Source organism: Pseudoalteromonas sp. BZK2 (assembly GCF_014349195.1).
Lineage (GTDB): Bacteria > Pseudomonadota > Gammaproteobacteria > Enterobacterales > Alteromonadaceae > Pseudoalteromonas > Pseudoalteromonas simplex.
The window spans coordinates 165,319-185,703 of record NZ_JACSOG010000003.1; the positions used below are offsets into that span (position 1 = coordinate 165,319).

Here is a 20,385-nt window from a genome sequence, read left to right on the forward strand (position 1 = left end):
CAAAAAAGGCGTGATGTAAATCACGCCTCTTCTTTTATACTGCTATACAGCTATGCTGCTCGTTTTGCTAATTCAGCTTTAATATAAAGTTGAATTTGCTCTTCAAGCACTGACATTGGCACTGAGCCATGACGCAATATTTGATGGTGGAATTCGCGAATATCGAAATCTGCACCAAGTGCTTGCTCAGCTTCGTGGCGTAGACGTTTAATCGTTAGCTCACCAATTTTGTATGACAACGCTTGTGCAGGCCATGAGATATAACGATCAGTTTCTGTCTTCACATTATGCAATGAAAGCGCGGTGTTTTCGCTCATAAACTTCATTGCACGCTCGCGGCTCCAGCCATACATATGCATACCGGTATCAACCACTAAACGTGCCGCTCGCCACATCTCATAAGTTAAACGACCAAAGTCACTGTATGGGTCTTGATAAAAGCCCGCTTCGATACCTAAAAACTCCGAATATAAGCCCCAACCTTCACCAAATGCCGACAAATATGCATTACGGCGATAACTTGGTAATGACTCAAGTTCAGCATTTAGCGAGATTTGTAAATGATGCCCAGGTACTGCTTCGTGTAAAGTTAATGCTTCAAGTACATACAACGGGCGCTTATCTAACGCATAGGTATTAACCCAGTAATAACCTGCTTGATCATCACGGCGAGAGCCTGAGTAACGACCCGTTGTATATTTAGGTGCAATGCTCTCTGGCACTGGCGCAACACCGTACGGCATTCTTGGCAAGGTGTGGAATAACTTAGGTAACTGCGCATCCATTTTCTTGGCAATGTAAGACGCTTCTTTTAGCAAATCTTTTGGTGTTTTTGCGTAAAATTGCGGATCAGTACGTAAAAAGTGCACAAAATCAGCAAACGAGCCTTCAAAGCCTACTTTCTCGATAATTTTTTCCATTTCTGCGCGAATACGCGCGACTTCTTGTAAACCCAGCTCATGGATTTCTTTTGGCGTCATATCTGTGGTGGTGTAGTACTTAGCGCGATTTTCGTAAAACGCTTTGCCATTCGGCGTACTTGAAATACCAATATCTGTACGTGCACCCGGTTGATATTCATTGTTAAAGAAGGTTAAGTAACCTTGATATGCCGGAATAACTTGTTCTGTGATAATGGTTTGCGCTTGCTTTTGTAGCGCTGCAAACTCGCTATCACTTAGGCCTGCCGTGTTATTTAAAAATGGTTTGTAGAATTCAGACTTAGTAGCATCATCAACAATATAAGCCGTGATTGAGTCTTGATAACCTTCTAAAACAGCCTTTGGCTGGGTTAGGCCCACTTCAAGCCCCTTTCGCATCCAGCCAATATTTTGCGAAAAATAGCGAGGAATTTGCTGTAATTTAGCGAGATATAGCTGGTAATCTTGTGGTTTTGTGTAATCTGAGCTGGAGATCATAAATGACAAGCTAGAATGGAACCCATATTCAGATGTCAGCGGCATATAGTGCGCATTAAACACATATTCATCGACACTATTTTGCACTTGGCCGCGTAAAATAGTCAGGTTAATGCGATTTTCTTCCGATAACTTATCACGGTCGATAGCGTCTAGCTCGGCAAGTAACTCTGTATTCTTTTGGTATTTTTGTTCTAAAAATTCAGCCGATAGATTTTCTAATAAATAACCATCAACGCCATTATCTTTACCATACGGGCTGATGCTTTGGCGATAATTAACAATATTTTCGGCTACTTGAGTAAATTGCTGATCAGCATCAATATTTGTTACTTGGCAAGCGCTTAAAGTACACGCTAAAGCAACCGCAATAACAGAACGATTTAAAGTTCGCGACAGTGTTTGTTTCATAGCATTCTTTTTAGTTTTAGTCAGTATCGCTAAAGTAGCGCAGCACTGGCTAAAACCCAAACAAATGCGACCAAGCTCAGGTTAAATACGCTCAAATTAACAACGGTGTATAAATAAGAATGAGCAAGGTTTAAGCAATTTTTAATTACACTTGTTAAAGTTGTTGAGAAAATCAGCTAATAGACACAAACGAAACAAATTTAAGTTCCAAAGTAAGCGATTTTGCTTTTAAATAGGCTGATTACAGATTACTGTAGACTCAGTATTTATGCTTGGAAGCAGCTATACCTTACGGAAGAGATGATTAATTGGTTGATATGCGTATTTAGTGGTATTGAAAAATGATGTTCCATGATCCCATGGCTATTGCTCAAGAAAAAATGACAAAGGTATGTATCTTTTTAGAACATCATGCATTACCGCCGTCACCACTTAACTACCAAGTTGTTTACACCTACGTCAGCCAGTCTAACCCTAAACTTAACGCCGCTATTGACCGTGCCATCGCACAAAGAAAAACCATCGATTGTGTCTATGTAGAACAGCTTTATTTCGATTTTATAGAGCAAGGGCATAAAATGAAAACCGCCATTGTTCGCAACGTTGACTCAGTAATTAACACCCTTTCGCGAAATGCTAACAATAACGAGCAAAATATTGTGCGCTTTGCTGATCAAGTCACAGAATGTGTTCATTCAATTGATGAAAACAATATTGAGCAAACGCGTCATGCATTAAAAATGCTCAGTAAGCAATCTGAAGTCCTGCTCAATCAGCATCGTCAATTTAAGCAAGAAATAGCAAAAGCCAAATCACTGCAAGAAAAAACCCAAAAACAGCTCACTCAATTACGCAAACAACACATCACCGACCAACAAACCGGCTTATACAAGCGCCATTACTTAAATCAACAAACTCAACTTTGGGTCGGCCAAAATAAAGCGGTTTGTGCTATCTCTATTCACATTGAGAACTTAAACCATTTTATTGAAAACTATGGTGATGTGATTGGTGAAGTAATTTTAAATAAAGTCGCCAAGCAGGTGCAAAAATACGTACAAGAAAGCGGCTTACCTGGGCGCACAAGTAAAGATGAATTTACCATCTTACTTGCTGATATTGAGCCTGAAACTGCCAACTTAATAGCCGAAAAAGTACGAAATGGTGTCGAAAAGCTGCGCTTTGTCAGCTCAAAAAATGGCACCAAACTCCCCGCTATTACCTTAGCCCTAGGTATCGCTAAACATGAAGGCGATGGCGACTTTAACAGCTTAGCCCGTAAAGCCTCTTTAGCAGCTGCGAAAGCCAAGTCGCTTGGGCAAAGTAGTTTTATTGCCGGCCAGTAAAGTTTAAACCTGTGCTAAATCATGAAAAGCAATGCTAATCTGATGATTTAGTTATAATCAAATTGCACCCCACAGCTACAATCAAGTACACTAGTCTTTATTGCCACGATAGAGATTAATCATGAACGAGAATCAAGAAAAGACCACGCATTTTGGCTATAAAACCGTTGCTGAAAACGACAAAGCATCAATGGTTGCTGATGTATTCCACTCAGTCGCTGCAAAGTATGACGTAATGAATGATCTAATGTCGTTCGGTATTCATCGTTTATGGAAACGCCAAACTATTGCAAGTTCTGGTGTTCGTAAAGGTCACTATGTATTAGATCTTGCTGGCGGTACAGGCGATTTGACCGCTAAATTTAGTCAGTTAGTGGGTGAAACAGGTCAAGTTATCTTAGGCGATATCAACTCTTCAATGCTGAAAGTTGGCCGCGAGAAACTGCGTAATCTTGGTCGTGTTGGCAATATTGAATATGTACAAATGAATGCCGAAGCATTGCCATTTCCTGACAACAGCTTCGACTTAATTACGATTGCCTTTGGTCTTCGTAACGTGACCGATAAAGATAAAGCTCTACGCTCAATGTATCGTATTCTTAAGCCTGGCGGTCGTTTACTTGTGCTTGAGTTCTCAAAACCAGAGCAAGAAATACTGAGCAAAGCTTACGATTTCTACTCATTTAATATCTTACCTAAGATGGGTGAGCTGGTTGCGAATGACAGCGAGTCTTATCAATACCTTGCTGAGTCTATCCGTATGCATCCTGATCAAGAAACATTAAAAGGCATGATGGAAGATGCGGGTTTTGAACAAACCAGTTATCAAAACCTTACTGGCGGTATTGTTGCCCTTCACCGTGGTTTTAAATACTAAAAACTCTGTAAATTAAGTAGGTAACGCGATGTTAGCAAACGCTCTGTTATCACTCGTCGAACGAATCATTAATCAACTGCTGCAGTTAGACCCTCAGTTAAAGGGTAAGCTTGCAGCAATTGCTGATAAACAGCTGTTGATTGAGATACGTGATTGGCAACAGTCAATTTTGTGCGTTTACAGCGACGAGCAAATTCACTTATACAGTACGCAAGAACGCAGTTTTGACTGCATGATCAGCGCCGATATCAACACCTTATTGGCGCTTAAAGATCCATCAATGCTCACGCAACTCATTCGCCAAGACAAGCTCGACTTACAAGGCGATTTAAATCTTGCGCAAGGCTTTAGCAATGCGTTTGCTGAGCTTGATATTGATTGGCCAGAACATTTTTCTCGATACATTGGCGATGCCCCAGCACAACAGTTGTGGCTCTCTATTCAAGCTTTAAAACGTCGTAGTTCACAAACGAAAAGCAAGTTAGAAAATACCTTAACAACGCTTTGCCAAGATGAGTTAGCAGTGACCATACACCCTCTTGAACTTGCTGAATTTAAACAGCAAAATCGCCAATTAAAAAGCCAAGTATCTCAATTAGAGATGCGAATTAACGCGCTGTTACAGTCACGCTAATGCGCTAAGGAACTTGTGTGTCGTCTGCTCGTCTTTATTACATTACTAAAACTCTACTGAGCTATGGCTTAGACGAATTAATTCCGCGTAAACGAGTGCCTTGGTTTGCCAAACTCGCCCGTGGCAGCTTATTTTGGTTACGTAACCAACATAAAGATAAACCTGCAGGTATGCGCTTAAGACTTGCATTGCAAGAGCTCGGCCCGGTGTGGATCAAGTTTGGTCAAATGCTTTCTACACGCCGTGATTTACTGCCGCATGATGTCGCATTAGAGCTTGCACTGCTACAAGATCAGGTTGAACCTTTTGAAGGTGAGCTTGCCCAGCAACTGATCGAAAAGGCGCTCGGTATTAATGATATTAGTAAATTATTTAGTGATTTTTCGCAAACACCTTTGGCATCAGCCTCGATTGCACAAGTTCACACGGCAACCTTAATTGATGAGCATGGCGCGCCACAAGATGTGGTGATTAAAGTCATTCGCCCTAACATTAAAGAGCAAATTGATGCTGACTTAATGCTAATGCAAAAAGTCGCTCGCTTGGTTGCTAAGTTATTAAAAGAAGCAAAACGTTTACGCCCTATTGAAGTAGTAAACGAGTACAAAAAAACTTTACTCGATGAGCTCGACTTAATGCGTGAAGGGGCGAATGCGATTCAGCTACGCCGTAACTTCGAAGACTCAGATTCGCTCTACATTCCCTTTGTTTACAGTGACTACAGCCGCAATAACGTATTAGTAATGGAGCGCATTTACGGTATTCCAGTATCTGATACCGACGCATTACTGGCACAAAATACCAATATGCAGCTACTAGCTGAGCGTGGAGTCGAAGTATTTTTCACACAAGTATTCCGCGACAGTTTCTTCCACGCTGATATGCATCCGGGTAATATCTTCGTTTCACGTGAAAACCCTCATAACCCAAAATATATCGGCATTGATTGCGGCATTGTGGGCACCCTTAATCGTGAAGATAAACGCTATTTAGCAGAGAACTTTATTGCCTTTTTCAACCGTGATTACCGCCAAGTAGCGCAACTGCATGTTGATTCTGGCTGGGTACCCGCCGATACCAGCATTGAAGAGTTTGAATTTGCCATTCGTACTGTGTGTGAACCAATTTTCAACAAACCACTGGCCGAAATCTCTTTTGGCCACGTGCTAGTTAACCTGTTTAATACGGCTCGTCGCTTTAATATGCAAGTTCAACCGCAATTAGTGTTACTACAAAAGACGCTGTTGTATGTTGAAGGCCTTGGCAGACAACTGTATCCGCAGCTTGATTTATGGAAAACCGCTAAACCTTTTCTAGAAGATTGGGTCAAAGAACAAGTTGGTCCGCTTGCAGTAATGAAAAAAATGTATGCGAACTTGCCATTTTGGGCAGAAAAAATGCCTGAATTACCTGATTTAATTTATCAAAACTTAAAACGTCAACAACAACCTGTACAATTGCCAGCGCCGCAATCTGCTAAGCCTTTGTTACTTAGTATCTTTGCTGGTAGCTGTTTAATAGTTTCAGGCTTATGTTATTTACAGCATGACTTAGTCGCCAGTGTAATTACCGCAGGCTTTGCTATAGCAGGCTTTATTGCAGCATGGCGAAGCGCATAAACTAAGTGCTATTTATGTTTTGGTGGGTATAATCAAGGCAAGTCTATTCAATAAATTTGATAAAAACGGAGTAACCCATGGGTTTTGGTGGTATCAGTATTTGGCAATTAATCATTATTTTAGCAATCATCGTGTTGTTATTTGGCACAAAGAAACTTCGTGGCATTGGCGGTGATTTAGGTAGCGCAGTAAAAGGCTTTAAAAAAGCCGTGTCTGATGATGACCAAACTAATTCCAAAAGCGAGCAAATAGAGCAAGCTTCTAACACGCAAAGCAAAGAAACCGTAGAGAAAAGCAAAGACGACCATAAGGCTTAATCAACATGGGGATGTGGGAACTTGTTGTCGTACTTATCGTAGGTCTGATTGTGTTAGGTCCTGAGCGCTTGCCTGTGGCAATTCGTACAGTTAGCCGCTGGGTAAAAACATTAAAGTCAGTCGCCAATTCAGTGAAAGCTGAAGTGAACGAAGAACTCCGTATCCATGAGCTTCACGAGAACTTAAAAAAAGCAGAACAGCAAAATTTGCAAGAGCTCACACCAGATCTGCAAGATTCTGTAAACGAACTTCAAAAGGCTGCTCAGTCAGTTACCCACAGTTATAAAAAAGACACACCAGAAAAAGCAGAAACTAACAATAATGACGAAAAAAAGTGAAATTAATCTCTGCTTTTGTGGTCAATAACAATGATGATGAATAGTAAATTATGACCGAGCAAGCTCAAACAGGCTTTGTTGGCCACTTGATTGAGTTACGAAACCGACTCATGAAAGCTTTGTTAAGCATTTTGCTAATATTTATCAGCTTGGTGTATTTTGCCAACGATATTTATAGCTTTGTTGCAGCTCCACTGATTGCAAACTTGCCAAGCACTGCCACCATGATCGCAACGGATGTAACAGCACCTTTTTTTGCACCGTTTAAACTCACCTTATTTGTGGCGTTATTTGCTGCTATTCCCATGATACTGCATCAAGTTTGGAGCTTTATAGCACCAGGTTTGTATCAACATGAAAAGCGCATGCTAATGCCAATTTTGGCCTCAAGTATCTTGCTATTTTATAGTGGTATCGCATTTTGCTACTTTGTGGTGCTACCTATTATTTTAGGGTTTTTTACTAATACTGGCCCTGATATGATGACATTAGCACCTGATATTAGTAGTTATTTAAGTTTTGCTTTAAAACTGTTTTTTGCTTTTGGTATTGCGTTTGAAATACCTGTTGCCATCATGCTGTTATGCTGGAGTGGCGCAACAACAACGAAAAGTTTAAAAGAAAAACGACCTTATATCGTGGTAGGTGTATTCGTGGTTGCCATGTTCTTAACACCTCCTGATGTACTGTCACAAACATTGCTAGCATTACCCATGCTGTTATTATTTGAATTAGGTTTAATTTTGGCTGCATTCTATACCGCCAAACCTCAACAGGAATCCGAGGAATAAAATGAAAAAACAACTCATTCCCTTCGTTGCTCTTTTAACTATTGCTGGTACTGCACAGGCAGACGAAGTTAACTTACAAGCATTGCAAGCCTGTACTTTTGTTGAAAATGATTTTAACCGCTTACTTTGTTACGACAACGTAATGGCAGGTAAATCACTTTCAAAACCGGCTACAAAAAAACAAATTGAGCAACCTGTAACTAGCTCAGCAGCTCCTGTTGCCGCGGCAGCCGCAACAAGTGAACAAGCTCTAAAAACAAAAAATGAAGACTTTGGTTTAGAGCACAAAGAAGTTGCAAAAAAAAATGATGACGAAATAACCGCAGTGGTTAAGAGCGTTAGAAAAGCGCCTTACGGGGAGCTGATTATAGAGCTAGAAAACGGTCAACAGTGGCGCCAAGTAGGCTCAGATAGAATGAAGCTAGAGGTGAGCGACAAAGTCATAATTGAACGAGGCGTTTTCAATTCATTCTTGTTAAGAATCGAAGGGCAAAACCGTTCAATTCGTGTTAAGCGTACTGACTAATGAACTATTCGCTAGTTGATGCTGGCGTCAATTTAAGCAATCATCAATTTGATGATATTCATCAAGCTGTGTTACAACGTGCCGCAGAGGCAAATGTAACACAGATGCTTCTTATTGGCTGCGATCTGCAAAGTAGCCAAGCCTCTCTTAAACTCGCCAAACAGTTTAAGCAATTTTGCACAGCTGGGGTCCACCCTCATGATGCAAAAACTGCAGATGATCACCTTGAAGCACACTTAACAACTCTCAGCCAACACCCTGAAGTGGTTGCAATTGGCGAGTGTGGCCTCGATTACAATCGTGACTTTTCTCCTCGCGATGTTCAGCGCAGCGTTTTTAGACGCCAGTTACAGCTTGCTGAGCAACTAAATATGCCTGTGTATTTGCATGAGCGAGATGCCAGCGAAGATATGCTCGCAATCTTGAGTGATTACAAGGTACGAGGCGTACTACACTGCTTCACGGGTGACGAAAACGCACTCCAAAGTTACCTAGCAATGGGGCTTTATATCGGTGTTACGGGCTGGGTCTGCGATGAACGCCGTGGTGAACAACTACAAGCCTTAGTACCAACTATCCCTTTAAATCGCTTGTTAATTGAGACTGATGCGCCCTTTTTAATGCCGAGAAATATTAGGCCTAGACCTAAAACTCGCCGTAATGAGCCTCAGAACCTTCCTTATGTATGTCAGCAAATTGCTGATTTAAAAGGCTCAGAATTTACTGAAGTGGCAAAACAAACTACACTAAACTTTCAGCAATTATTTTCCATAAAGGGTTAAGATGAAGCGCCTATGGTCACTTTGTGGCGTAATCTTCGTTGTTTTATTTACTCCTTACTTGCAGGCTAACTCCATTGTTGTTAGTTCACAATTCAAATCTCAACATACGCTTAATGTTGAGTACACCCTTGATCCTATCACTCAACAGCAAGCCTTTAGCAGTAACAATGTAACTTGGCATTCAAGCCAAGGCGAAACCCTAAATCTAGGTATGACTCTAAAACCAATGTGGCTCAAGCTATCGATAAGAAACACCTCATTAGATGTTATTCCACTGATATTATCGATAGATAACCCTTTACTCGATGAAGTGAGCGTGTTTCATCTTCAAGGTAGCCAATTATTATTTAACACAAAGATTGGGGATGCAGTCCCATTATCTAATCGGCAAATCAAAAATGAGTCTCTGTTAGTCTCATTAACCATTCCAAAAGCCAGCCACTCCGTTGTTTATCTTAAAGTTAAAAACAATGGGGGTTTAAGAGTACCTCTAAGCCTTTGGAAACCCTCAGAATACCTAAAGCATAAAAGTAAATTTAATTTATTGTACGGTTTATTAGTCGGTTTTATATTATCACTCGCACTCACTAATTTAGTGCTTTATGGCTTTTCTAGACGCCGCTATTTCGCCTATACAGGATTATTACTTACCTTGCTGTGGCTTTCTTTGGCTTACCTTTATGGCTTTGGTTATCGTTATTTACAACCTAGTGGCTCATCGTTTCAACAACTGACAATCCCAACTCTATTTTTTATCTGTGGTGCGTTATTTGTACCATTGCAAGGCTATATATTCGGCTTTACCAAATCTCGCTTAAACCGTTTTCAGTACTGGCTAGCATGGGCAGTTGTGCTTGCCACTATAACAATGTGGTTTTTGCCTATTCATATTGCTATCACACTCTGCTTATTGAGTTTACCTGCGGTGCTTATCATTTTTGCAGGTATTGCTCTAAAGCAGTTTAATCATGAATATAAGCAGCCGTGCATTGGCTTTTTTGTTGCTTTGTTCGCTTTCTTCTGTGCCATTGTTTACAGTGCACTCGGTGTATTTAATCCATTTGATTTAAATATCGGAATGCTTTCGCTCACCTTCGTTTGCTTTTTAGTTTGTAGCTTGAGCTTGAGTTATGCGGTAATAAAATTGTTTTTGATGCAACGCGACGCTGAAGTCGCAGCGCAACAAAATGCACTAGCAGAGAGTAAAGCACAAGATACCTTAATGCGTGAGCGCCTTGAACTGCAAGAGCAAGCACGCCAAGATCTTGAAGCTAATATTGAAGAGCGTACCTTTGAGTTACAAGTGACATTACGCGAACTTGAAGAGAAAAACCGAGAGCTTGAACAGCTCAATATGGAAGATGCCCTCACTAAAACCAAAAACCGCCGCTACTTTGATAAAAAACTATTGATGGATATTCGTCGCTCGCGACGTGAACAAACACCTTTAGCTATCATCATGTTAGATATTGACCACTTCAAAGCAATCAATGATACCTATGGTCATTTAACCGGTGATCAAACCATTCAAGCAGCTGCAGATGTCATCAAACAGCATCTTAAACGACCTCTCGATGAAGTGGCGCGCTATGGCGGCGAAGAATTTGTAGTGTTATTACCGAATACACCACTAGAAGGTGCATTAGAAATTGCCGAACAAATACGCAAAGCAGCCCAAAATACTGATATAATAGTTGCCGGAACAACGATTAAATTTACTTTGAGTGCAGGTGTTTACAGCGCAATTGCTGAAGACATTAATAACCCAAGTTTTTTCACTGACTATGCCGACAAAGCTTTATATCATGCCAAGCAAACAGGTCGAAATCGCGTAGTGAGTTATCCTCTACCAGACTAGGAGTATACAAAGCATGGCCCAATCAGGACTCGACCTTTTCCCTTATACACGTATGCGCCGCATGCGTCGTGATGACTTCTCTCGTCGCCTAATGGCTGAAAACCAACTAACTGTAAATGACCTTATTTTTCCCGTATTTGTGCTAGAAGGTAAGAACCGCCGCGAAGCCATTGAGTCAATGCCAGGTATAGATCGTCTTTCTATTGATTTGTTGCTTGAGGAAGCAAAAGAGCTTGTAGAGCTAGGTGTACCTGCCGTCGCTATTTTCCCGGTAACACCGAGCGATAAAAAATCCCTTCTTGCTGAAGAAGCCTATAACCCAGATGCATTAGCACAACGCACTGTACGCGCACTGAAAGAAGCTTTTCCTACATTAGGTGTGATCACAGATGTTGCACTTGACCCATTCACTGTTCATGGTCAAGACGGCATCATCGATGAAGACGGTTATGTGATTAACGATGTAACAACTGAAATCTTAGTTAAACAAGCGCTATCGCATGCCGAAGCGGGTGCTGATGTAGTTGCGCCATCAGACATGATGGATGGACGTATTGGTGCAATTCGTGAAGCTCTCGAAGCCGAAGGCCATATCCACACTCGTATCATGGCTTACTCAGCTAAATACGCTTCAAGCTACTATGGCCCATTCCGTGATGCGGTAGGTTCTGCAGGCAACTTAAAAGGTGCCGATAAAAAGACCTATCAAATGGACCCTGCCAACTCTGATGAAGCGATTCGTGAAGTAGCCCTTGATCTGCAAGAAGGTGCAGACATGGTAATGGTGAAACCAGGTATGCCATATTTAGATGTAGTACGCCGCGTAAAAGATGAGTTTGGTGTACCAACATTTGCATACCAAGTAAGCGGTGAATATGCTATGCATAAAGCAGCCATTGATAACGGTTGGCTTGCAGAAGATGCAATAATCATGGAGTCATTATTAGCATTTAAGCGCGCTGGCGCCGATGGCATCCTGACTTATTTTGCAAAACAAGCTGCAAAATGGTTAAAAAACAACTAACTTAAAAAAATGTTCTTAAAATAGGTCATTATTTCTATTTTATTAACATTTTGTATTTAATTTGTCATAGATTTTTCTTAAAGTACTGTGTCCCATATTGGGACTTTAATAATACATACACGGGAAAAATAATGATAAATACAAAATTAACGCCGCTCGCGCTTGTTATTGCAAGCCTGAGCGCGCCTGCTTCTGCCAACCTAATCATCTCTGAATATGTTGAAGGAAGCTCTAACAATAAAGCGGTAGAGCTATACAACACATCGAGTGCTGAACTATCGCTTGACGGTTACACCATCTCTTTATACTCAAATGGTAATGGCGATCTAGCAGACCCTAATAACAGCTTAGCTTTAACAGGTACTCTTGCAGCAAATGCAACCTACGTTATTGTAAATGCGGGCTCTGCTGATGAGTTAAAAGCCAATGCAGATACTGAATCAACAATCACTTACTTCAACGGTGATGACGCATTAGTGCTAACTAAAGATGGTGCAATTGTTGATAGCTTTGGTCAACTGGGCGTTGATCCAGGTTCAGCATGGGATGAAGGCGGCGTTTCAACACAAAATAAAACACTGCGCCGTAAAGCAACTGTTACTACAGGCCGTACTGATGCAACCTCTGCGTTCAACCCAAGCGATGAGTGGGAGCAATTCGACCAAGACGATTTCAGCAATATTGGTCAATATGGTGAGAGCACAGAGCCAACGCCTGAGCCAGAACCTGTCACTCCCCTTGAGTGTGGTGCAGCAAAAACCTTAATCAGCGCAATTCAAGGTGAAGGCGGCGACAGCCCGCTTATTAACACTGAAGTAGAAGTTGAAGGTGTTGTTACAGCTGACTTCCAAGGTGATGATCAACTAAAAGGTTTCTTCATTAGCTCACTTGCTGCTGATGTTGATACAAACCCACTAACTTCTGAAGGTGTATTTGTTTATTTCGCAGATACCGACGTTGCAGTTGGTGACCATGTGCGTGTTAAAGGTAGCGTTGCTGAATACTACAGCGCAACACAACTAGGCGATGTTAGCCAAGTTGAGATCTGTGCGACAGGTTTATCTACTGATGCAACCGCTATCACTTTACCAGTTACTGACGTGGCAGACCTTGAAGCTTACGAAGGTATGTTAGTAACCATCGCGCAACCTTTAGTCGTTAATAACAACTACGGCCTTGGTCGCTATGGTGAAGTTGACTTAGGTACTGAGCGTTTATACCAAGGAACTCAAGTAGCGCTTCCAGGCGATGCAGCAAATGCTGTTGAAGCTGAAAACCTGAAAAAACAAATCTTAATCGACGATGGTTCAACAAAGCAAAACCTTGATCCTATTGCTTACCCAGGTACGGGCCTTGATGCCTATAACACATTACGTTTAGGCGATACTGTTAATACGATTACCGGTGTAATGGGTTACAGCTTCGACCGTTATCGTATTCACCCAACAGTACAACCTGAGTTCACTGCAACTAACCCTCGTACAGATGCACCAGAGCTTAACGAAGATGCAGATCTACGTGTAGCAAGCTTTAACGTATTAAACTACTTTAATGGCGACGGCCAAGGTGCAGGCTTCCCAACTAGCCGTGGTGCAGATAGCGAAGAAGAGTTTACTCGCCAAGAAGCTAAATTAGTTAGCGCAATCACGGCTATAAATGCTGATGTGATTGGCTTAATGGAAATCGAAAATGACGGTTTCGGTGAAAATAGCGCCATTGCTAGCCTAGTATCTGCACTTAATGATGAAGATGCAGAAAATACCTACGCATTCGTTGATTTCGGCGTTGACCAAATTGGTACTGATGCAATCACGACAGCACTTATTTATCGCTCAAATAAAGTATCTGAAGTTGGTAAGGCTGCTCATACCACAGTAGAACCTTTCGATTACAGCAATCGCCCGCCAATTGCACAAAGCTTCCAGTCTCTTGAAAGCAAAGAAATCTTCACTGTTGCCGTTGCCCACCTAAAATCTAAAGGCGGCTGTGGTAGCGCTGAAGGTAATAATGCTGACTTAGGCGATGGTCAATCATGTTGGAATGAAATCCGTGTTGCGGGTGCAAATGCATATGCTGATTGGTTAGCCACTTACCCAACAGAAGTTGAAGATGAAGATATCATCCTAGTGGGTGATATGAACGCATACGCGATGGAAGATCCTATCCGTGCATTTGCAGATAAAGGTCTGAAGAGTGCGGTTGCTGAACTAGACGGCGACACATTAGGTTATTCTTATAGCTTCTCTGGCCGCATTGGTAGCCTTGACCACGCACTAGTCTCTGAATCTATGCTTGCTAAAGTTGTTGCTGCTACGGATTGGCATATCAATGCCGATGAGCCAATCAGCCTAGACTACAACCTTGAGTATAAATCATCGACACAACAAGCTAGCCTTTACGCTGACGATGCATACCGTGCATCTGATCACGACCCAGTGATTGTTGATATCCAATCTGCAGAGCCTGTTCCAGAACAACAAGCGCCAGTAATCGAAGTTCAGCAATCATTCGAAATCGTTGAAAACAGTGAGGTAGGCGCTGTGATTGGTCAACTTGTTTTCTCTGATGGTGACGCTGATTATACACCTGTCGTTAGCTTTAGCATTGAAGGTGAGCATGCTGACGCGATTGCAATCAGTGCTACAGGTGAAATCACAGTAGCCAAAGAGCTCGATTTTGAAGAAGAAGACAAGCTTACATTAATGATCCGTGCAGAAGATAGCGCAGGCAACTTATCAGAAGCACAACTGCTATACATCAACATTACCAATGATGTGGCAGATGATGTAACCGAAGAAGTTGAAGAAGATGAAACTGAAGAAGAGTCAAAAGATGATGATTCTGGTTCATTTGCTTGGTTAAGTCTACTTGCTTTACCATTTGCACTTCGTCGTCGCATGAAAAAATAAGCGACACCGCATTAAGTAAAAAGGCCGCTTATCGCGGCCTTTTTTATATTTCACACTCTAAAACTGATTCAACTCTAGAGTTGGCTTTTGCCTTATAGAGTCTTTCAATCTCAATTTTTTGCTCATCGCTAACTTGCCAATTAAAGAATTGGCAGCTTTTTCCATTTACTAAATCTACTTTAAAAATAGTTAGAAATGCGAGCTGAGAGAACTCAACTGCAGCAATATCTTCAGTGTTAATATAACGCTTTTTAATTCCACGCGAATAACAAATTCCCGCTTTATAACAGTGTAAAAAGCGCAGTTGTAAGAAATTTAAAATAGTTATAAAGAGCAAAATAGGTAAAAGAAACAAAAGTAGCGATGTTCCAAGAAAAGTAACGCTTAATAAAACAAGAATAGCAAACGCTATCTTGGTTCCCTGTAGAGTCCAATTAGGACTTAACTTTATCGTTTTCATGAGGCTGAATCTTAAAATTTTAATGATAATAAGCTGACGTTTAATACAAAATGATTAAAGAATCATTCGATTGCTATTTTACAGAGTCTAAAAAAGGGACACAAGGTACAAAAAAAATACTTTTGTACTAGAAAAAAGAAACTGGACCACAACTCATTATAAAACCGCTACTTTTTACCTATCATAGATTTAAATTAAAATATTATAATTTATACCACTCATACCAATCCGCTTAATTAAGTTGTCTATTTTGAGGCAATAGAACCTCAAAATGATTAAGTATTATTGCGGGTTGGTATCACACCAATTCATTTAATAAGCGGTCTATTTTAGGCAATAAAAAACCCGCAACAAGTGCGGGTTTTTTTAAAGAAGTTAAAAGGCTAATTACTTAGCAGCTTTTTTCTCTTTTTCTGCAGCGATTACTGTTTCAGCAACGTTTGCAGGACATGGTGCGTAGTGTGAGAACTCCATAGAGAACTGACCACGACCAGAAGTGATAGTACGTAAGTGGCCGATGTAACCGAACATTTCAGAAAGTGGTACATCACCCTTGATGCGAACGCCCATTGCGCCAGCTTCTTGGTCTTTAATCATACCACGACGACGGTTAAGGTCACCGATTACGTCACCTACGTTGTCTTCCGGAGTGAATACGTCAACTTTCATGATTGGCTCAAGAAGTTGTGCACCCGCTTTAGGGATAGACTGACGGAAAGCGCCTTTAGCAGCGATTTCGAACGCGATTGCTGATGAGTCAACTGCGTGGAAAGCACCGTCGAAAAGTTCAACTTCAACGTCTAATACTGGGAAGCCAGCTAGAACACCTTCTTGCATCATTGATGCGAAGCCTTTCTCAACTGCAGGCCAGAATTCTTTAGGTACGTTACCACCAACAACTGATGAAGAGAACGTGAAGCCTGAGTTTTGCTCGCCTGGCTTGATGCGGTAATCGATCTTACCGAATTGACCAGAACCACCAGATTGTTTCTTATGCGTGTAGCTATCTTCGATTTCTTTCGTGATAGTTTCACGGTAAGCAACCTGAGGTTGACCAACAACTAGGTCTACGCCGTAAGTACGCTTAAGGATATCTACTTTGATATCTAAGTGAAGCTCACCCATACCTTTAAGGATGGTTTCGCCTGAATCTTCGTCAGTTTCAACTTGGAATGAAGGATCTTCTGCAACCATCTTACCGATCGCGATACCCATCTTCTCGTTACCGCCTTTGTCTTTAGGAGCAACAGCGATTGAGATAACTGGATCAGGGAAGATCATCGCTTCAAGTGTACATTCATGCTTAGGATCACAAAGAGTGTGACCAGTTTGAACGTTCTTCATACCAACAACAGCGATGATGTCACCCGCTTGTGCTTCAGTAAGTTCGTTACGCTCGTCAGCTTGCATCTCAACCATACGGCCGATACGCTCTGTTTTACCAGTTGCTGAGTTAAGGATTGTGTCACCTTTCTTCATGCGACCAGCGTAGATACGGATGAACGTAAGTGCACCGAAACGGTCGTCCATGATTTTGAACGCTAACGCTTTAAGTGGCTCATCTGCAGAAACAGTTGCTACTTCACCAGTAGGCTCACCTGTTTCAGGATCAGTTAGAGGTTGTGGGTCAACTTCTGTAGGCGAAGGTAGGTAATCTACAACCGCGTCTAATACTAACTGCATACCTTTGTTTTTGAATGCAGAACCACAGTATGTTGGGAAGAACGCAAGATCACGAGTACCTTTACGGATACAACGTTTGATGTCTTCTAAAGAAGGCTCTTCACCTTCCATGTAAGCCATCATTAGGTCTTCGTCTTGCTCAACAGCAGACTCAACAAGCATCTCATGGTATTCGTCAACTTTGTCTACCATGTCAGCTGGAACGTCTTGTACTTCGTAGTTTTCAGGAAGACCAGTCTCGTCCCAAACGTATGCTTTTTTCTCAAGTACGTCTACAACACCAGTGAATTGGTCTTCGATACCGATTGGTAAAGTCATAACTAGTGGGTTAGCACCTAGTACTTTCTCAACTTGACCTACAACGCGGTAGAAATCAGCACCCATACGGTCTAATTTGTTTACGAAGATTACACGTGCAACTTCTGATTCGTTCGCATAACGCCAGTTAGTTTCTGACTGCGGCTCAACACCACCAGAACCACAGAATACACCGATACCACCGTCTAGTACTTTAAGTGAACGGTATACTTCTACTGTGAAGTCAACGTGTCCCGGAGTATCGATAACGTTTAAGCGGTGGCCTTTCCACTCACAAGTTACAGCTGCTGATTGGATTGTAATACCGCGCTCAGCTTCTTGTTCCATGAAGTCAGTAGTAGACTCACCGTCGTGTACCTCACCAGTCTTATGAATTTTACCCGTAAGCTTAAGGATACGCTCAGTGGTGGTAGTTTTACCCGCGTCAACGTGGGCGAAAATACCAATATTTCTGTACTTCGATAAATCTGCCATTATTTTACTCTTAATAAAGTCGAAAAATTATTCGGCGGGAGTATAGCATTACTTAAAGCGAACATCACCATCGAAGTCGCTTAAAATGCAATCAATTTTATAAAATTTTTCTATGCTCAGGATAAGCGGCACTTTTTAACGTGCCGAACAGTGAGTTTATGCTACTAAAATCGCTAATTTAGCGCTGATTTGGCTATTAAATGATGTGATTAGCTACTTGTCATTTTATAGCAACGCTCGGGTCGCCCGATACTTCCGTAGCTCTGATCAGCACTGACTTGCTCAGCTTCAAGCAAGTATTCAAGGTAACGACGGGCTGTTGAGCGGCTTACGCCGACTAAATCACCCATTTGCTGAGCAGTAAAAGCCGTGCCAATATTCGCTTTAAACGCTTTTAAGATCTTTTGCAAAGTAAGCTGATCCACCCCTTTTGGCAACCTGACCGGGGCTTTTAACTGTTCTTGCGATCCAAATAAAGTATCGACCATAGATTGGGTTACTTCATCGGCATCTGATAAACATTGTTGCCTTGCTTCGAATCGCGCCAGCGCTTGATCTAAGCGATTTAGCATTAATGGTTTAACTAAGAAATCACAGGCGCCAAGTTGCATGGCTTTTTCCAGTGTTTCTACTTCTTTTGCTGCGGTTAATAGCATTACTTCGCTTTTCATTTCTTCGCGGCGTAATTCATTAAGTAAATCAAGGCCATTGCCATCGGGTAAATGAATATCGAGCAAAATTAAATCGGCATTAATCGCCGATAATAACGCTTTCGCGGTGGCAAGATTGCCTGCAATACCAACAACCTGATATTGCCCCTGACGTAGAGTTTGCCGTGCCCCTTGTTGGCCAGCAACGCCATGAGGAAGTAATAAGTATTGCGCCAATAATTGGGCTACTTCAACTTCGTCTTCAACAATGACAACTGAGTAAGTCATGTTCTTTACCTTTTATTTATAGGCTGATCATTTTTTATTATTTTGGAATGTAGACACTTAAGCGTGCCCCCATCAGATCAGACTCACCTATTTCTAAACTACCACGACACGAATCTAAGTTGGTTTTGACCAAATAAAGGCCGATACCATGCTCAGCCCCTGACTTAGAACTGTATTGTGGTGTAAATATCACATCCTTGTCATCGCCTAAACCAAAACCGCTGTCTTCAACATCAAACAATAGTGTTTTACTGGTTTCATCAACCGTAACACGAACCTTAGGGGTACGTGTATCGCTAGCTCGAATAGCAGCTTCAATTGCGTTATCAATCAAATTGCCAAGTATCGAGACAACCCGTTCAAGCATATCTTTACGGGTGATCGATCCTAATAAGCTATCTGGATTAAGCTCAAGTATCACGTTTAATTCACGGGCTTTGTGGTATTTACCAACCAATAAACCTGCTAGTACCGGATCTTGGATCCTTTCGAGTAAATGATGGATCTGCGCTTGCGAGCCTTTACTTTCTTGACCAATTAACTCAATTGCCTGATCCGTTTGCCCCATTTGAATTAACGCACCAATTAAGTTTAGCTTGTTCGAGTAATCATGCGTTTGCACTCGTAATAACTCAGCAAAGGCTTGCACTTTAGTTAATTGCTGCGATAAATATTCAAGCTCATCCGCAGGGCGCATACTCAACAAAATACCATCAGCCTGACCTTGCACTTGCAATGCATATCGCGACAACACAATGCGTTTATCGGCGGCAAACAATTCAAAACCTACAATCGGACGCTGTTGGTTATGCATCAAAAACTCGCTATGTTCAGGAAGCAAATCTGCAAGCTTAAGAGGCTGATGAATACAGCTAATCGGTTTACCGAGAATTTCGCAAGCACGTTGGTTTAAGTTACGCACGTTACCCTCAGGATCGAGAGCGATAATGCCGCTACGAACAGTGTTCAAAATAGCATCTTGCTCCGAGAACAACCGTGCTATTTCGTCAGGCTGTAAACCAAAAATAGCGTTACGTACCCGTTGACCGATATATACCGCAGCCAGAATGCTCAAGCCCACTAACAACAAGCCCCAAAGCATAATTTCAGCACTGCGAGCACGAATAAGCGGTTCAATTGACTGCACTAAAAAGCCAACCGAAACCAAGCCGATAACTTCGCCCTGCTCTGAAAGCACAGGGACTTTGCCACGAATAGACTCGCCCAAACTCCCTTTTGCAATCGACACATACCGCTCACCACGTAGCGCCGCTTTACTATCACCACCCACCATCGGCTTACCGAGCTTGTCAGAGTCGGGGTGAACAATGCGGCGAGTATTTTTATCGCCAATTACGATAAAGCTGGCAGCGGTGAGTTCACGAATATGCTCAATTTGCGTATTTAACTCATCAAGCCCTTGCTTGGTTTGCAATGCGCTTTGCACATCATCCCGTGAGGCAATACTGGTTGCGAGCGCAAGCGCTTTATCACCCATGTGGTTATGTAAGCTTTCTGCAGTGATCTGATACACCAATGCGCCAAACAACACAGCCTGTAAAACACATAGACCGGTAACCCAAATAATGAGTCGCGTTTCTAAGCGCTTAGGTTTTTTAACCATATGCTGAAATGGGTTTAGCTTATTGGTGTATCTCATAT

At 41.8% G+C, this 20,385-nt stretch carries 17 protein-coding genes; 12 read left to right on the top strand and 5 right to left on the bottom strand.

Annotated elements, in window-relative coordinates; genetic code table 11:
- Positions 1-50: 50 nt before the first annotated feature.
- Positions 51-1,829, bottom strand: a complete 1,779-nt coding sequence (locus tag BIZ38_RS03135) for a DUF885 domain-containing protein (RefSeq protein ID WP_138599078.1) — start codon at positions 1,827-1,829, stop codon at positions 51-53.
- Between the two features lie 359 nt (positions 1,830-2,188).
- Between BIZ38_RS03135 and BIZ38_RS03140 the strand changes: the two genes are divergently transcribed.
- From BIZ38_RS03140 to BIZ38_RS03195, 12 genes are all read left to right on the top strand, one after another.
- The gene (locus BIZ38_RS03140; RefSeq protein WP_054552347.1) at positions 2,189-3,175 is read left to right on the top strand and encodes a GGDEF domain-containing protein; all 987 of its coding nucleotides are present in this window, start codon (positions 2,189-2,191) and stop codon (positions 3,173-3,175) included.
- A 121-nt stretch (positions 3,176-3,296) separates the two neighbouring features.
- Complete coding sequence (gene ubiE, locus BIZ38_RS03145) at positions 3,297-4,052, top strand: bifunctional demethylmenaquinone methyltransferase/2-methoxy-6-polyprenyl-1,4-benzoquinol methylase UbiE (RefSeq protein ID WP_054552346.1); 756 nt, start codon at positions 3,297-3,299, stop codon at positions 4,050-4,052.
- Positions 4,053-4,080: 28 nt separating this feature from the next.
- On the top strand, positions 4,081-4,686 hold the full coding sequence (locus tag BIZ38_RS03150) for an SCP2 domain-containing protein (RefSeq protein ID WP_138618506.1): 606 nt from the start codon (positions 4,081-4,083) through the stop codon (positions 4,684-4,686).
- 17 nt (positions 4,687-4,703) lie between these two features.
- A complete protein-coding gene (gene ubiB, locus BIZ38_RS03155) occupies positions 4,704-6,305 on the top strand; it encodes a ubiquinone biosynthesis regulatory protein kinase UbiB (protein WP_187489537.1) in 1,602 nt (533 codons plus the stop codon).
- Between the two features lie 77 nt (positions 6,306-6,382).
- Positions 6,383-6,622, top strand: coding sequence for a Sec-independent protein translocase subunit TatA (gene tatA / locus BIZ38_RS03160; RefSeq protein ID WP_054552343.1), 240 nt, complete (start codon positions 6,383-6,385; stop codon positions 6,620-6,622).
- Positions 6,623-6,627: 5 nt separating this feature from the next.
- Positions 6,628-6,960: a Sec-independent protein translocase protein TatB gene (gene tatB / locus BIZ38_RS03165; protein WP_054552342.1), complete on the top strand. Its 333-nt coding sequence runs from the start codon at positions 6,628-6,630 to the stop codon at positions 6,958-6,960.
- A 50-nt stretch (positions 6,961-7,010) separates the two neighbouring features.
- Positions 7,011-7,751, top strand: coding sequence for a twin-arginine translocase subunit TatC (gene tatC, locus BIZ38_RS03170; protein WP_187489538.1), 741 nt, complete (start codon positions 7,011-7,013; stop codon positions 7,749-7,751).
- A 1-nt stretch (position 7,752) separates the two neighbouring features.
- Complete coding sequence (locus BIZ38_RS03175; RefSeq protein WP_054552340.1) at positions 7,753-8,277, top strand: hypothetical protein; 525 nt, start codon at positions 7,753-7,755, stop codon at positions 8,275-8,277.
- Positions 8,277-9,059, top strand: a complete 783-nt coding sequence (locus BIZ38_RS03180) for a TatD family hydrolase (RefSeq protein WP_054552339.1) — start codon at positions 8,277-8,279, stop codon at positions 9,057-9,059. The genes BIZ38_RS03175 and BIZ38_RS03180 overlap by 1 nt, the downstream gene beginning before the upstream one ends.
- Position 9,060: 1 nt before the next feature.
- Positions 9,061-10,917: a diguanylate cyclase gene (locus tag BIZ38_RS03185; protein WP_054552338.1), complete on the top strand. Its 1,857-nt coding sequence runs from the start codon at positions 9,061-9,063 to the stop codon at positions 10,915-10,917.
- Between the two features lie 13 nt (positions 10,918-10,930).
- On the top strand, positions 10,931-11,941 hold the full coding sequence (gene hemB, locus BIZ38_RS03190; protein WP_054552337.1) for a porphobilinogen synthase: 1,011 nt from the start codon (positions 10,931-10,933) through the stop codon (positions 11,939-11,941).
- 131 nt (positions 11,942-12,072) lie between these two features.
- Positions 12,073-14,850: an ExeM/NucH family extracellular endonuclease gene (locus tag BIZ38_RS03195; RefSeq protein WP_054552336.1), complete on the top strand. Its 2,778-nt coding sequence runs from the start codon at positions 12,073-12,075 to the stop codon at positions 14,848-14,850.
- A gap of 43 nt (positions 14,851-14,893) precedes the next feature.
- Here the strand turns inward: BIZ38_RS03195 and BIZ38_RS03200 are convergent, their stop codons facing one another.
- From BIZ38_RS03200 to BIZ38_RS03215, 4 genes are all read right to left on the bottom strand, one after another.
- The gene (locus BIZ38_RS03200; RefSeq protein WP_138618514.1) at positions 14,894-15,310 is read right to left on the bottom strand and encodes a hypothetical protein; all 417 of its coding nucleotides are present in this window, start codon (positions 15,308-15,310) and stop codon (positions 14,894-14,896) included.
- A gap of 387 nt (positions 15,311-15,697) precedes the next feature.
- Positions 15,698-17,785, bottom strand: coding sequence for an elongation factor G (gene fusA / locus BIZ38_RS03205; protein ID WP_062566304.1), 2,088 nt, complete (start codon positions 17,783-17,785; stop codon positions 15,698-15,700).
- A 209-nt stretch (positions 17,786-17,994) separates the two neighbouring features.
- A complete protein-coding gene (locus BIZ38_RS03210; protein WP_054552333.1) occupies positions 17,995-18,723 on the bottom strand; it encodes a response regulator in 729 nt (242 codons plus the stop codon).
- Between the two features lie 37 nt (positions 18,724-18,760).
- On the bottom strand, positions 18,761-20,383 hold the full coding sequence (locus BIZ38_RS03215) for a sensor histidine kinase (RefSeq protein WP_187489539.1): 1,623 nt from the start codon (positions 20,381-20,383) through the stop codon (positions 18,761-18,763).
- Positions 20,384-20,385 lie beyond the last annotated feature (2 nt).

Excerpts from the sequence above, each read along its gene's own strand:
- BIZ38_RS03135 (WP_138599078.1), bottom strand. The coding sequence starts at position 1,829 with ATGAAACAAACACTGTCGCGAACTTTAAATCGTTCTGTTATTGCGGTT.
- BIZ38_RS03140 (WP_054552347.1), top strand. The coding sequence starts at position 2,189 with ATGGCTATTGCTCAAGAAAAAATGACAAAGGTATGTATCTTTTTAGAA.
- ubiE (WP_054552346.1), top strand. The coding sequence starts at position 3,297 with ATGAACGAGAATCAAGAAAAGACCACGCATTTTGGCTATAAAACCGTT.
- BIZ38_RS03150 (WP_138618506.1), top strand. The coding sequence starts at position 4,081 with ATGTTAGCAAACGCTCTGTTATCACTCGTCGAACGAATCATTAATCAA.
- tatA (WP_054552343.1), top strand. The coding sequence starts at position 6,383 with ATGGGTTTTGGTGGTATCAGTATTTGGCAATTAATCATTATTTTAGCA.
- tatB (WP_054552342.1), top strand. The coding sequence starts at position 6,628 with ATGGGGATGTGGGAACTTGTTGTCGTACTTATCGTAGGTCTGATTGTG.
- tatC (WP_187489538.1), top strand. The coding sequence starts at position 7,011 with ATGACCGAGCAAGCTCAAACAGGCTTTGTTGGCCACTTGATTGAGTTA.
- BIZ38_RS03175 (WP_054552340.1), top strand. The coding sequence starts at position 7,753 with ATGAAAAAACAACTCATTCCCTTCGTTGCTCTTTTAACTATTGCTGGT.
- BIZ38_RS03180 (WP_054552339.1), top strand. The coding sequence starts at position 8,277 with ATGAACTATTCGCTAGTTGATGCTGGCGTCAATTTAAGCAATCATCAA.
- BIZ38_RS03185 (WP_054552338.1), top strand. The coding sequence starts at position 9,061 with ATGAAGCGCCTATGGTCACTTTGTGGCGTAATCTTCGTTGTTTTATTT.
- hemB (WP_054552337.1), top strand. The coding sequence starts at position 10,931 with ATGGCCCAATCAGGACTCGACCTTTTCCCTTATACACGTATGCGCCGC.
- BIZ38_RS03195 (WP_054552336.1), top strand. The coding sequence starts at position 12,073 with ATGATAAATACAAAATTAACGCCGCTCGCGCTTGTTATTGCAAGCCTG.
- BIZ38_RS03200 (WP_138618514.1), bottom strand. The coding sequence starts at position 15,310 with ATGAAAACGATAAAGTTAAGTCCTAATTGGACTCTACAGGGAACCAAG.
- fusA (WP_062566304.1), bottom strand. The coding sequence starts at position 17,785 with ATGGCAGATTTATCGAAGTACAGAAATATTGGTATTTTCGCCCACGTT.
- BIZ38_RS03210 (WP_054552333.1), bottom strand. The coding sequence starts at position 18,723 with ATGACTTACTCAGTTGTCATTGTTGAAGACGAAGTTGAAGTAGCCCAA.
- BIZ38_RS03215 (WP_187489539.1), bottom strand. The coding sequence starts at position 20,383 with ATGAGATACACCAATAAGCTAAACCCATTTCAGCATATGGTTAAAAAA.